Source organism: Pseudoduganella buxea (genome assembly GCF_009720835.1).
Taxonomy (GTDB): Bacteria; Pseudomonadota; Gammaproteobacteria; order Burkholderiales; family Burkholderiaceae_D; genus Rugamonas; species Rugamonas buxea.
This window is the reverse complement of sequence record NZ_WNKZ01000049.1, coordinates 1-12,016: the sequence shown is the minus strand read 5'-3', so window position 1 is coordinate 12,016 and position 12,016 is coordinate 1. Positions and strand designations below refer to the sequence as shown.

Annotated in this window: 13 protein-coding genes; 3 read left to right on the top strand and 10 right to left on the bottom strand. The window is 68.4% G+C overall.

Features of this window, described 5'->3' with window-relative positions; translation table 11 throughout:
* Window positions 1-7: 7 nt before the first annotated feature.
* From nagZ to GM672_RS16540, 10 genes are all read right to left on the bottom strand, one after another.
* Window positions 8-1,498, bottom strand: coding sequence for a beta-N-acetylhexosaminidase (gene nagZ, locus GM672_RS16585; RefSeq protein WP_155471648.1), 1,491 nt, complete (start codon window positions 1,496-1,498; stop codon window positions 8-10).
* Window positions 1,499-1,502: 4 nt separating this feature from the next.
* Window positions 1,503-2,306 (bottom strand): carbohydrate ABC transporter permease, encoded by an 804-nt coding sequence (locus GM672_RS16580; RefSeq protein ID WP_155471647.1) that lies wholly within the window; start codon window positions 2,304-2,306, stop codon window positions 1,503-1,505.
* Window positions 2,303-3,163 carry a carbohydrate ABC transporter permease gene (locus tag GM672_RS16575; RefSeq protein WP_155471646.1) on the bottom strand — a complete coding sequence of 287 codons (861 nt, stop codon included), beginning with the start codon at window positions 3,161-3,163 and terminating at the stop codon, window positions 2,303-2,305. Before GM672_RS16575 ends, GM672_RS16580 begins: the two co-directional genes overlap by 4 nt.
* Entirely contained in the window at window positions 3,160-4,713 is a 1,554-nt protein-coding gene (locus GM672_RS16570) for an ABC transporter substrate-binding protein (RefSeq protein ID WP_229417781.1), read from the bottom strand. Before GM672_RS16570 ends, GM672_RS16575 begins: the two co-directional genes overlap by 4 nt.
* Before the next feature lie 11 nt (window positions 4,714-4,724).
* Window positions 4,725-5,738 carry an SIS domain-containing protein gene (locus GM672_RS16565; protein ID WP_155471645.1) on the bottom strand — a complete coding sequence of 338 codons (1,014 nt, stop codon included), beginning with the start codon at window positions 5,736-5,738 and terminating at the stop codon, window positions 4,725-4,727.
* Window positions 5,728-6,855, bottom strand: coding sequence for an N-acetylglucosamine-6-phosphate deacetylase (gene nagA, locus GM672_RS16560; RefSeq protein WP_155471644.1), 1,128 nt, complete (start codon window positions 6,853-6,855; stop codon window positions 5,728-5,730). The genes GM672_RS16565 and nagA overlap by 11 nt, the downstream gene beginning before the upstream one ends.
* Window positions 6,852-7,529, bottom strand: a complete 678-nt coding sequence (locus GM672_RS16555; RefSeq protein WP_211517379.1) for a GntR family transcriptional regulator — start codon at window positions 7,527-7,529, stop codon at window positions 6,852-6,854. The genes nagA and GM672_RS16555 overlap by 4 nt, the downstream gene beginning before the upstream one ends.
* Before the next feature lie 60 nt (window positions 7,530-7,589).
* Complete coding sequence (locus tag GM672_RS16550; RefSeq protein WP_155471643.1) at window positions 7,590-8,459, bottom strand: glucosamine kinase nucleotide-binding domain-containing protein; 870 nt, start codon at window positions 8,457-8,459, stop codon at window positions 7,590-7,592.
* A 280-nt stretch (window positions 8,460-8,739) separates the two neighbouring features.
* On the bottom strand, window positions 8,740-9,873 hold the full coding sequence (locus GM672_RS16545) for a GIN domain-containing protein (RefSeq protein ID WP_155471642.1): 1,134 nt from the start codon (window positions 9,871-9,873) through the stop codon (window positions 8,740-8,742).
* A 153-nt stretch (window positions 9,874-10,026) separates the two neighbouring features.
* Complete coding sequence (locus tag GM672_RS16540; protein ID WP_155471641.1) at window positions 10,027-10,281, bottom strand: hypothetical protein; 255 nt, start codon at window positions 10,279-10,281, stop codon at window positions 10,027-10,029.
* Window positions 10,282-10,428: 147 nt separating this feature from the next.
* On the opposite strand from GM672_RS16540, the gene GM672_RS16535 reads away from it, so the two are divergent.
* The 3 genes from GM672_RS16535 to GM672_RS16525 form a co-directional block, all read left to right on the top strand.
* Window positions 10,429-10,617, top strand: a complete 189-nt coding sequence (locus GM672_RS16535) for a hypothetical protein (RefSeq protein WP_155471640.1) — start codon at window positions 10,429-10,431, stop codon at window positions 10,615-10,617.
* Window positions 10,599-11,102: a hypothetical protein gene (locus GM672_RS16530; RefSeq protein WP_155471639.1), complete on the top strand. Its 504-nt coding sequence runs from the start codon at window positions 10,599-10,601 to the stop codon at window positions 11,100-11,102. The genes GM672_RS16535 and GM672_RS16530 overlap by 19 nt, the downstream gene beginning before the upstream one ends.
* Window positions 11,103-11,129: 27 nt before the next feature.
* The coding region (locus GM672_RS16525) for an ExeA family protein (RefSeq protein ID WP_155471638.1) at window positions 11,130-12,016 on the top strand (887 nt) is incomplete at its 3' end.

Below are 12,016 nucleotides of genomic sequence, written 5' to 3'. Positions count from 1 at the left end.
GTATTCGTCAAGCCAGGCCCGGCACGGGGCAACGGCCAGGTGCGTCGGCGCCGGCCAGCCAGCCGTTGACGGCGTCCAGCGCGGGCGCGGCGAAGCCGTAGGTCAGCAGGGCGGGGGCGGCGATATCGAGCGCCTGGTAGGGGTTCCACAGTGCCAGGTGCAGATCCGGGCGCCACGTGGCGCGGGCGTGCGGGCCGTAGCGAAGGCGCGAGGTCGAAGCCAGTATCGTGAAGCGGCCGTCGTTTGGCAGCGCGGCCCAGTCGAAGCTTTCGGCGTCGGCGAACGTCACCACTTCCACGTCATACAAGCGGCCCAGCGAGGCGGCCAGCACGGCGGCCGGCACGCCTGCCTCGGAGACGCCGTCGCTGATGGTGTCCTGCCGCACCACCAGCCGCACCGCCTTGCCGGCGGGGCGTTGGGGATTGCCCCGGGCCGTCAGCGCGCGGCGCCAGGCTTCGGCCATCAGCTCACGGTCGGCCGCATCCTGATCGTATTCGCCGGGCGTGCAGGGGTAGTCGCTGGCCAGCGCGGCCAGGCGCGCCAGGCTGGCGTCGACCTGGGCGCGCGGCACCGTACCGTCGGTCAGGGCGCGGGCGATGGCGTCCAGCGTTTCTTCCTGGGTCGCGCGGGTGCCCAGGGCCATCACCATGTCCGCCCCGGCGGCCAGCGCCTTGACGGCCGCGTTGCCCACGCCGTAGTGGTGGGCGATGGCATGCATGTCCATGCCGTCCGTGATGATGACGCCCTGGTAGTGCCACTGGTCGCGCAGCAGGCCCCGGAGGATGGCCGGGGACATCGTGGCCGGATGGTCGGCGTCGATGGCGGGGTAGACGATATGGGCCGTCATCATGGCCGGCGCGTGCGGCGCGGCCTGCTGGAAGGGCAGCAGCTCGAATGCTTCCAGCTCGGCCACCGGTTTCGCCACCGTCGGCAGCGCGCGGTGCGAGTCGACATTGGTGTCGCCGTGGCCGGGGAAGTGCTTGACGCAGCAGGCCACGCCTTCGGCGGCGCTGCCTGCCATCCAGGCCAGCGCCAGCTCGGTGGCACGCCGCGGGTCCGCGCCGAAGGAGCGTTCGGCGATGACGGGATTGTCCGGGTTGTTGTTCAGGTCCAGCACGGGCGCGAAGTTCCAGTTGAAGCCCAGCGAGCGCACGGCCCGCGCCACGGCGGCGCCGGTGCGGCGGGCCAGGTCCGTGTCGTCAGCTGCGCCCAGGGCCATGGCCGCGGGTGGCGCCGGCACCCAGGTGGCGCGCACGACGGCGCCGCCTTCCTGGTCGATGGCGATCAGCGCTTCGGGTCCCATGGCGGCGCGCAGGTCGGCGGTGAGTTTCGTCAGCTGGGCCGCGTCCTGCATGTTCTGGCGGAACAGGCAGACGGCGCGAATGCCGTTGGCGCGCAGGAAGTCGGCCATGTCGGCATCGAGCTCGGTGCCGGGGAAGCGGATCATGATCAGCTGGCCGGCCAGGCGGCGCAGGTCGCGGGTGTCGTCGTGGTTCATGGTGTCATTTCACGGCGCCGTCCATGCCGCGCATGAAGAAGCGCTGGGCGAACAGGAAGGCGGCCAGGGTGGGCAGGATGGTCAGGATGGTGCCGGCGGCGATGACGCGCGTGCTGCTGCCGAAGGTGCCGCGCAGGTACAGCACGCCCACCGACAGGGGAAATTCGTCCGGCTTGCTCATCACGATGGACGGCCAGATGTATTCGTTCCACGCTTCCACGGCCGTCAGGATGCCGACCGTGGCCAGCCACGGGGCGATCAGGGGCAGCATGATGCGGGTGAAGATGGTCCATTCGGAGGCGCCGTCGACCCGGGCGGCGTCGATCAGGTCCTGCGGCACTTCCTCGAAGGCCTGCTTCAGGAGCAGGATGGCCACGGCCGTGACGATGTTCGGCAGGATCACGCCCGTGTAGGTATCGACCAGCGACAGCTTGGTCACCGTGATGAAGTTGACGAGGAAGTTCACTTCCGACGGCAGCACGAGGGTGGCCAGGATCAGGCCGAACACCATTTTGCGGCCCTTGAAGTGCATGCGCGCCAGCGGGTAGGCGGCCATGGAGCACAGCACGAGCTTCCACAGCACGGTGCAGGCGGCGATCAGCACGGAGTTCTTGAAGAAGGTCATCAGGGGAATGACGCGGAACACTTCGGCGAAGTTCTCCAGCGACGGCGCCTTCGGCCAGAACGTGGGCGGGAAGGCAAACACATTGCCCTCGGTGGAGATGGCCGTCACCAGGGTCCACCAGAACGGGAAGACGCACAGCAGCGCGATGGCCGACAGCAGCAGATAGTGGGCCAGCTTTTTCATCGGTGCTTCGGCTTCAGGTAGCGCAGGCAGGCCAGGGCGATGCCGATGCACAGCAGCGAGACGACGAAGCTGGCCGCCAGCGCGCGCGGCAGCTTCAGGTGCTTCAGGCCCTGGTCGTAGGCGTAGTACAGGGCCGTGAAGGTGGAATTCATCGGACCGCCCTGGGTCAGCACGTCCACTTCCTGGTACGCCTTCAGCGCGGCCAGCACGGACAGGATGGTGCAGACGGCAATCGTCGGGCGCAGCATCGGCACGGTGATCTTCCAGAAGCGCTGCCAGCGGTTGGCGCCATCGAGGATGGCCGCTTCCTGCATGTCGGCCGGCACGGCCTGCAGCGCGGCCAGGTACATCACCATATACCAGCCCAGGCCCCGCCACAGCGTGACGAACATGATGGCGAACAGCGCGATGCCGTCATGCGACAGCCAGCCCACGGGCGCGTCGACCAGCCGGAACAGCATCAGCACGTAGTTGAGCGTGCCCTGTTCGTGGAACATGAAGCCCCACATGATGCCGACCACGGACACCGTCGTTACCACCGGCACATAGAAGGCTGCGCGAAACAGCCGGATACCCGGCAGCTGGTTATTCACCAGCACGGCCAGCGCCAGCGCGCCCACCTGCACGAAGGGCACCATCAGCAGGAACACGATGGAGTTACGCAGCCCCGTGACGAACATCTCGTTCTCGAAGATATAGCGGAAGTTCTCCAGCCCCACCCAATGCGTTGGCCGGATCAGGCTGTAGTCGGTAAATGCGAGATAGGACCCGAAGCCCACCGGCCAGAACGAAAACACGGCCAGCAGAAGCAAGGCCGGCGCCAGGAACAGCCACGCCACCAGCGCATGGCGGCTCATGGCGCCCCCGCCAACGCAATAGCCGAGTTCGTGTCCACCGTGGGGTCAGACCCCGATATGGACACGGCCTCAACTACAGAGTACATACTTGTTCGACTCGCGGGTGCAAAGATTATTGCATCTGCGAACGCTCTTGCGGATGGGCTCGTGTCCTTGTCGGGGTCTGCAGGGGCAATGGCTGGCAGGCCATTGCCCGCTGCGCAGGCAGGGAGCTGGGCTCCCTGAAACCCCTGCTGCGCCCCCAAGGTGGACGCGAGCGCAGCGGTGGCACAGCAGGAGACTGCCGAGGCCGGTGCCGGGAACTGCCTGGCCAGCTTGCGGTTCCAGATGGCGACGGCCTGGTCGAGGGCTTGCTGGATGTCCTGGCGGCCCGTGACGCCGGCCTCCACGGCCTTGACGAGGCTGCGCCGCAGTTCGTCGTAGTCGGTGACGCCGGCCACGTACAGGGTGTGCGAATGGGGCATCGAGACGGCGCCGGCGGCGACGGCTTTTTCGGCCGCGCCCGCGTTCGGCGGCACGGTGGTGAAGAACGGGTCGGCGGCGGCGCGGGCGGACGCGGGGTAGACGCTGGCGGCCTTGGCGAAAGCCAGCTGGTTGGCGTCGCCCGTCAGATAGCGGGCGAACTTGCCGATAGCGGGCAGCAGGGTATTGTCGACGCCGACCGGCACGCCGAAGTGGATCAGCCAGCCGCCGTCGGCGATGCCCGTCGGGCCCAGCGGGGCGGGGGCGACGCCGGTGACGGCATAGATGTCGCGCGCGTCGGCGGCGATGCGGCCCACGGCCGTCGGCGGCGCCAGCAGCATGCCCAGCCGCCCGCCCTTGTAGGCGTCGATGGCGGCGGGGAAGTTATCCTCGGCGAACAGGCTGTCCTTCAACAGGCCGCCCACCTTGTACGTGTCGGCCAGCTTGCGGATCAATGCCACGTGGGCGGGCGAATTGAACACGGCGCGGCCATTCTTGATCACGGGCAGGCCCTGCTGCATCATCAGGCCATCGATCTTGGCCAGCGCCGGGCACAGGCCAGCCTTGCCCGTGCGCAGGGCGATCTGGCGGGCGAAGGCCAGCTGCTCGTCCAGGCTGCGGGGCGGATGGGGGATGCCGGCGGCCTGGAAGATCTGGCGGTTGTAGGCGATGACGGCGACGTTGCTGTACAGGGGGAAGCCGTAGGTGCGCCCGCCGAAGGTCAGGTCTTCCAGCGTGCTTTTCAGGTAGCGCGAACGGTCCTGGCCCAGCAGCGCGTCGACCGGCTGCAGCAGGCCGTCGCGGGCGAATTCGTCGGCCCATGGCACGTTCAGGTTGACCAGCGCCGGCGGCGTGCCGGCGACGATGCGCGTGACCAGCTTGGTCTGGATGATATCCCAGGGGAAGTCGACCCATTCGACGTTGACGCCGGGGTTGGCCGCCTCGTAGTTGCGCACGATGCCGTCGAAGTAGGGCGTGAACTTGGGCTTCATGCTGAAGGTCCAGAACTCGATTTTCTGGACCGGCGCCGGCGCGGCAAGCGCACCGGTCATCGTCGCCGCGCCCGCGATGACGAGCGCTGTCAGCATGGCCCTTGGCATCAGTTGGTCTTGGTGACTTTGGACAGGTGGCGCGGACGGTCCGGGTCCATGCCGCGCGCGGCCGACAGCTGCGCCGCCATCACGTAGAAGGCCTGGATCGCGACGATCGGGTCGAGGTCCGGCGTGGCTGCCACGGGCAGGGTCAGGTCGCGCCCGGCCACGTCCGCCGGGGCGGCCAGCAGCACGCGCGCGCCGCGCCCGCGCATCTCGTCGGCCAGTGCCAGCAGGCCCGCTTGGGTCGGACCGCGGGTGGCGAAGATCAGCAGCGGATAGCCTTCCTCGATCAGCGCCATCGGGCCGTGCTTGATTTCGGCGCCGGAGAACGCTTCGGCTTGCAGGGCCGAGGTCTCCTTGAATTTCAGTGCCGACTCCAGCGCCACGGGGAAGCTGATGCCGCGCCCGACGACCATGATGTTGCGGGCCGGTGCCAGCACATCCAGTGCGGGCGACCAGTCGGCCTGGCCGGCCGCGTGCAGCGCCTCGGGCAGGGCGGCCAGGCCGTCCAGCAGTTCCGGGTCGTTCTGCCACTGCGCCACCATGCGCGCGCCGGCCACCAGCGACGTGATGAAGCTTTTCGTCGCGGCCACGCTTTGCTCCTTGCCCGCGCGCAGCGGCATCGCCCATTCGGCCGCCTGGGCCAGCGGCGAGTCGATATCGTTGACGAGGGCCACGGTGGTGGCGCCGCCGTCGCGGAAGTAGCGGATCGGTTCCACCACGTCCGGGCTCTGGCCCGATTGCGAGACGGCGATGGTCAGCGTGTCGCGCGTCTTCAACGGCGACTTGTTCAGGGTGACCAGCGACATCGGCAGCGAGGCGACCACGCGGCCCAGACGCGCCATGATCAGGTAGGCGATGTAGTTCGACGCATGGTCCGAGCTGCCGCGCGCGACGGTGAGCGCCGTGGCGAAGGAGGTGCTCCTCAGCTTGCGGCCCAGTTCCGCGTAGCGGTCGCCATCGTGCGCCAGTTGCAGCGCGACGCATTCCGACGCGGACAGGGCTTCTTTAAGCATCATTGAGGTCACAACGTTCTCCTTCGATATAAACGGCTTTGAGTTTCAGGTCGCGGTCCAGCACGACGAAGTCGGACCACGTACCCGGTGCGATGCGGCCCCGGTCGGGCAGGCCAAGGTAATCGGCGGCATGGGTGGACACGCGCGCGGAAGCGTCGGCCAGGTCCAGGCCCAGGCCGACCAGGTTGCGCAGCGCCTGGTCCAGGGTCAGCGTGCTGCCGGCCAGGGTGCCGTCGGGCAGGCGTACGCCGCCCATGCATTTGTGGACCGTGTGCCGGCCCAGCATGTATTCGCCATCGGGCATGCCGGTGGCGGCGGTCGAATCGCTGACGCAGTACAGGCGGGGAATGGCCCGCAGCGCCGTCTTGATGGCGCCTGGGTGCACGTGCAGCAGGTCGGGAATCAGTTCGGCGAACTGGGCATGCGCCAGCGCCGCGCCCACCATGCCGGGCTCGCGGTGGTGCAGGCCGCTCATGGCGTTGAACAGGTGCGTGAAGCCGGAGGCGCCGTGCTCCAGCGCGGCCACGCCGTCGTCGTAGGAGCCGAGCGTGTGGCCGATCTGCACGCGCACGCCTTCGTCGGCCAGTTCGCGCACCAGGCCCAGGTGGCCGGCGATTTCGGGCGCCACCGTGATGACCTTCAGCGGCGCCAGGGTCTCCAGGCGCTTGACTTCCTCCAGGGTGGCGGCACGCGCGTAGTTCGGCTGCGCTCCCAGCTTGCCGGAGTTGATGTAGGGGCCTTCCAGGTGGGCACCCAGCACGCGCGCCTCGTTCCTGCCGCGCGCACGCACGGCCGCGCCGATGGCGCTCAAGGCCACGTCGATGTCCTCGGGCGGGGCCGTCATCGTCGTCGCCAGCAGGCTGGTGGTGCCGTGGCGGGCGTGGATGGCGGCGATGCGGTGCACCGCGTCGCCCCCTTCCATCACGTCCTTGCCGCCGCCGCCGTGCACGTGCAGGTCGATGAAGCCGGGCAGGATGTAGTCGTCGCCGTTGGCATGCGGGTCGCACGCGGCGCCGTCGATGCCTTCGACCTTGTCGCCGAAGTTCAGGGCGCCGTTGATCCAGCCACCCGGGGTGAGGATATTGCCGGTGATGGTGTTGTGTTTGATGGCATCGTTCATCGACGCGACTCCGCTACAAATTCGTAATAGTCACTGCGGCACCACGAGTGGGTCAGTTCCACGGCGGCGCCGCTGTCCAGGTAACTCACGCGGGTGATGTGCAGCATGGCGGTGCCAGGGGCGATATTGGCCAGCCTGGCCTGTTCGGTATTGGCATTGATGGCGCGGATATGCTGCAGCGCGCGCATCGGGATGGTGCCGTTCGATTCCAGGTAGCCGTACAGCGAGTCCGTCACGCTGTGCGGGTTCGGCACGTAGACGGCCGGGATGGTGGAGGTTTCGATGGCCATGACGACGTCGTCGGCCGTGCGCAACCGCTTCAGGCGCGCCACCGGCATGTTCGGCGACAGGCCCAGCGACAGCAGTTCCAGCGGCGCGGCGATGCCGATCTCGCGCTGCAGCCAGCGCGAGCCGGCCGTGAAGCCGCGCTGGCGCAGCTCCTCGGAAAAGCTGGTCAGGCGCGACAGGGGCTGCTCCAGCTTGGGCGTGATGTAGGTGCCGGAGCCGCGCCGGCGCGTCAGCATGCCGCGGTCGCACAGCATGTCGATGGCCTTGCGCGCCGTCACGCGCGAAATCTGCAGCATCTCCGACAGCACGCGCTCGGAAGGCAGCGCCTCGTTGGCACGCCAGTCGCCGCTGGCGATGCCGTCGGACAGCTTGTTCGCCAGCTGCATGTACAGGGGGGTATCGCTCGACGCATCGGGATGGAAATCGCGCAACTGGGCCAGCACGGCTTACTCCTTCAGGTGTTGTTGGATCAGGCGCAGCGCCCCGCTGGCGGAGTCGCCCCGGGGTGCGACGATGGCGGCCAGCAGGTCGGCCGGCAGGTAAGGGTGCATCGGTTCCCCCAGGCCGCCGCACAGGGCGATCGGCAAGGTGCCGGTGGCATCGAGCGCACGGGCGATCAGCGCCACCTGGCGGCCCGCTTCGAGCAGGATGGCGCGCGCCGTTTTCTCGCCAGGGGCGAACTGCAGTACCAGCCGGGCCAGTTGCGCATACTGGGTCTGGCTGGCATTGGCCAGCCACACCTGGATGCGGTCGCGCGAGCCGCCGCAGGCCTCGATGACGGCATCGGCAAAGGCATTGGCCGGCACCCGGCCGTCGACCACCTGCTGGATATGGTTGACGGCGCGCAGGCCGATCCAGGCGCCGCCCGCTTCGTCGCCGGCCGGGAAGCCCCAGCCGCCCACTTCGCGCCGGCTGCCATCGGCGCACAGGATCTCGCCGACGCTGCCCGTGCCCAGCGCGATGATGGCGCCCGGCTGGCCGGCGTGGGCGCCCAGCACCGTCGTGTAGGCATCCGTCTCCAGCGCCACGGCGGCATAGCCGGGATTGGCGGCGACGAAGTTGTCGCCCCACTGGCGGTTATGCACGCCGGCCAGGCCGAGGCCGACGGCCAGCGCCGCGCGCGGTACCGGAGCGATGCCGGCCGCGGCGAAGGCCGATGCGATTGCTTCCTCGACCGAGTGCCACGCATTCTGGATGCCGTGCAGCAGGCCGGATGGACCGCCGCTGCCTTCGGCCAGCAGGCTGCCGTCGGGACGGGCCAGCCGTACCACGGTCTTGGTACCGCCGCCGTCGACGCCAATGAGATATTCGATCATGTTCTGCAGGGTAGTTGGGCTGTGGGGCACTATACGGGCGGCCAAACCAGCTTGTCAACAGGTATTTAACTGGTATTGAAAAGCGTTGCATACGTGTCAGCAACCTCCGCCTTCGAGTTTTGGTAAGCCATTGATTTGTAGGTATATTTCCGCGAACGGAATGGTATTGGATTTGGTATCTCGGCTGGCCCGTGGACCTAATACCAGAGGATGACGGCGGCGTAAACGACGTCGCCCCGGAACTGCCGGTTCCGGGGCGACGGGAAGGGGGAGGGCGGCGTCAGTCGTTGCCGTCGTGCGTGCCGCGCCGGTCGACCACGACGAGGCGCGGCTGGCCGTTGCCGGCCAACTGGCGTGCCCCGGTTTCCAGCTTGCCACGCACGTTGACGGTGGCCGTGCCCGGGCCCCGCACCGTGACGTTGGCCTGCCCGGCCTGCAGCGCGCGGCCTTCCAGGTTGCCCGAGCCCGTCAGCTGCGCGTCCAGGGTGGCCGTGCTGCCGGACAGGGTGGCGTTGCCGGGGCCGCTGATAACGAGGCCCAGCTGCTCGGCCCGCAGGTCGCGGCACTCCAGGTCGCCCGAGCCGTGCACTACGGCCTTGAGCCGGCCGATGGTGCCGGCCAGGCAGGCGTTGCCCGGCCCCGTCAAGGTGGCGTTGGCGCTGTCGACGGCCAGCGGGCAGGCGTCCAGGTCGCCCGAGCCGGCCACGATGGCGCGGATTTCGCGGCTGCGGCCCTGCAGCGACACGGCGCCCGGGCCGCGCAAGGTAGCGTTGACGAGGTCGCTGCGCAGGTCCTTCACGGCCAGGTCGCCCGAGCCCGTCTGCTCGACGTGCAGTTCGCCCGTGACGCCCGCCGCTTCCACGTCGCCGGGGCCGGACAGGTGGGCCCGCATTGTCGCCGGGCGCAGCTGGCGCAAGTCGACATCGCCGCTGCCGCTGACCCGCAACACGAGTTCGCGCACGGTACCGTCGGCGCGCAGGTCGCCCGGCCCGGCGGCCGTCAGCTGCAGGCTGTCGGCCTGGACATGCTGCAGTTGCACATCGCCGCTGCCGCTCATTTTCAGGCTGGACAAGCGCGGCGCGCCGACCCGGACAGTCACGGGCTCGTTGCGCTTGCCGAAGCTGAAGTGCCAGCCCTTGCGGTCGCGCCGGCGGATCACCAGGGTCTCGTTCTCGACCGTGGTGTCGATGTCGGCCAGCTCGCCGGCCATGCCTTCGAGGCGCACGCCATGGGGTGCCTGCGCGTCGACGACGACGTCGAAGGGGCCTGACAGGTCGACGGCGCGGAAGGCGCCGACCTGTCGCGTCTCGACAACGGTCGCGGGGGCCGCGGCAACGGCGGCTGCGGCCAGGCTGCCCAGCACCAACAGAGTGGAGGAAGTGAAACGGGCGAAGCGGGGGGAGGGCTTGGTCATGGTGTCGGTCGCTGATCGATGAATGATGATCAGGACGATATGACAAGTCCGGCGCGGCGCGCAGCGTCAAGCGACGAACGCGCGAAAACGTGGCGTCAGATGCAAAACCGCCGGCTGGGCGGCCAGCCGGCGGCAGGGTTCAGCGGGAGCGGATCAGCGGAACAGTTCGTTGCGCTGGCGGCGGAAGCCCAGCACGCTCAGCAGCAGGCCCGTTGCCAGCAGCGGAGCCACGGGCACGGAATCGATGGCGGTGGAGCGGGCGCGGGCAGGCGCGGCGGCCTGGGGCGACGCCTGCACGGCAGTGTTCACGAGGCTGGTGGACGATTGGGCGGCGGCGACGGCAACCTGGGCGCCATGGGAAGCGGTACAGCTCAGCAGCAGGGTCAGGGCGGCGAGTACTTTGGTCATGAGGTCTTTTTTAGAAAAGCGTCGATTCGGAACTTTCTATAATACCATCAAAAGACCTTTTACTGCCGAGTCAATTGTGCAGTGCAGCGTAAGCCCCTGCCGCGCCGCGCGGAGAAATGTCATAATGGGCGCCTGGAGAAGCGAGACATGATCAAGTACTTAGGGACACGGAAAACCGATCAGGGGGCGACAGTGGTGTATGTCTTCCTGATAAACGGGGCGGAAAAGGAAATCCGCGAAAGCGCCCTGAAGCAGTATCCGGGCTGCTACGAAGCCTTGCCTGCCGCCGCCAAAGCGCGGATCAGCGCGAACCGGGCATGGTTGCAAAAGCTGTAAGGCCGTGGCTGCGCCACCTGCGCGCGGCCGTGCTGGCCGGCATGGCACTGGGTACCGGCGCCACGGCCGCCGTGCCCAGCCATTTCGGCACCGTCGTCGGCAACGGCCTGCTGTGCCGCGACGAAACGTCCAACCGTTACTATTACGATTACATGGTGCGCTTCTTCGGCAAGCCCTACAAGCGCGAGGGCGGCGCCTACTGGTTCCGCACGCCCGAGGCCACCTTGTGGGGCTTTCCCGTGCGTGAAGTCATCGTCAGCGACGAGACCTTCCGTTACAGCTTCGTCGGCGCGCTCGCCGCCGCCACCCCGGAGCAACTGGAGACGGCCATCGCCGCCCAGTCCGGCGTGCGCTTTGCGAAAATCGACCGGTCCCGCTTTCCCGTGCGGGAGGCACGCGCCGGCGGGCGCATCGTGTACGCCAACCGCCAGTCCAAGATCTTCTGCGCCAAATTCAAGCCGCTGCCGCCCGCGCTGCGCCAGTAAAACGCCAGGCCGCCACGACAAGGTTCCATGTACACGCAATTCTTCCAGCTGAAGCAGTCACCGTTTTCCATCGCGCCCGATCCGCGCTACCTGTTCATGAGCGAGCGCCACCGCGAAGCGCTGGCCCACCTGCTGTATGGCGTGGGCAGCGGCGGCGGCTTCGTGCTGCTGACGGGCGAGATCGGCGCCGGCAAGACCACCGTGTGCCGCTGCTTCATCGAGCAGATCCCGCCGGATTGCCGGCTCGCGTATATCTTCAATCCCAAGCTGTCGGTGGAGGAACTGCTGCTGTCCGTATGCGACGAATTCCGCGTGGCGCTGCCGGCCGCCACGGATGGCGCCCTGTCCGTCAAGGGCTATGTCGACGCCATCAACCGCCACCTGCTGGAAAGCCATGCCCAGGGCCTGCACAATGTGCTCGTCATCGACGAGGCGCAGAACCTGTCGGCCGCCGTGCTGGAACAGCTGCGCCTGCTGACGAACCTGGAAACGAGCGAGCGCAAGCTGCTGCAGATTATCCTGATCGGCCAACCCGAACTGCGCACGATGCTGGCCCGGCCGGAGCTGGAGCAGCTGGCCCAGCGCGTCATCGCCCGCTATCACCTGGGCTCGCTGACGGCCGCCGAGACGGCCCAGTACATCGGCCACCGCCTGGCCGTTGCCGGGGCCACGGGCCCCACGCCGTTCGGCGCCAACGTGACGCGTCTCGTGCACCAATTGACGGGCGGCGTGCCGCGCCGTATCAACCTGCTGTGCGATCGCGCGCTGCTGGGCGCCTATGTGGAAAATCGCCGTGCCGTCACGCGCCGCATCGTACGCCGCGCGGCCGCCGAAGTGTTTGCCGGCCAGCGCGGCACGGTGTCGCGCCGCCCGTGGCTGCTGGCCGGCGGCGGCGTGTTGGCCGGTGCCGTGCT

Excerpts from the sequence above, each read along its gene's own strand:
- GM672_RS16540 (WP_155471641.1), bottom strand. The coding sequence starts at position 10,281 with ATGACCAAAGTACTCGCCGCCCTGACCCTGCTGCTGAGCTGTACCGCT.
- GM672_RS16545 (WP_155471642.1), bottom strand. The coding sequence starts at position 9,873 with ATGACCAAGCCCTCCCCCCGCTTCGCCCGTTTCACTTCCTCCACTCTG.
- GM672_RS16570 (WP_229417781.1), bottom strand. The coding sequence starts at position 4,713 with ATGCTGACAGCGCTCGTCATCGCGGGCGCGGCGACGATGACCGGTGCG.
- GM672_RS16575 (WP_155471646.1), bottom strand. The coding sequence starts at position 3,163 with ATGAGCCGCCATGCGCTGGTGGCGTGGCTGTTCCTGGCGCCGGCCTTG.
- GM672_RS16535 (WP_155471640.1), top strand. The coding sequence starts at position 10,429 with ATGATCAAGTACTTAGGGACACGGAAAACCGATCAGGGGGCGACAGTG.
- GM672_RS16530 (WP_155471639.1), top strand. The coding sequence starts at position 10,599 with ATGGTTGCAAAAGCTGTAAGGCCGTGGCTGCGCCACCTGCGCGCGGCC.
- GM672_RS16565 (WP_155471645.1), bottom strand. The coding sequence starts at position 5,738 with ATGATGCTTAAAGAAGCCCTGTCCGCGTCGGAATGCGTCGCGCTGCAA.
- GM672_RS16550 (WP_155471643.1), bottom strand. The coding sequence starts at position 8,459 with ATGATCGAATATCTCATTGGCGTCGACGGCGGCGGTACCAAGACCGTG.
- nagA (WP_155471644.1), bottom strand. The coding sequence starts at position 6,855 with ATGAACGATGCCATCAAACACAACACCATCACCGGCAATATCCTCACC.
- GM672_RS16555 (WP_211517379.1), bottom strand. The coding sequence starts at position 7,529 with ATGCAGCTGGCGAACAAGCTGTCCGACGGCATCGCCAGCGGCGACTGG.
- GM672_RS16580 (WP_155471647.1), bottom strand. The coding sequence starts at position 2,306 with ATGAAAAAGCTGGCCCACTATCTGCTGCTGTCGGCCATCGCGCTGCTG.
- nagZ (WP_155471648.1), bottom strand. The coding sequence starts at position 1,498 with ATGAACCACGACGACACCCGCGACCTGCGCCGCCTGGCCGGCCAGCTG.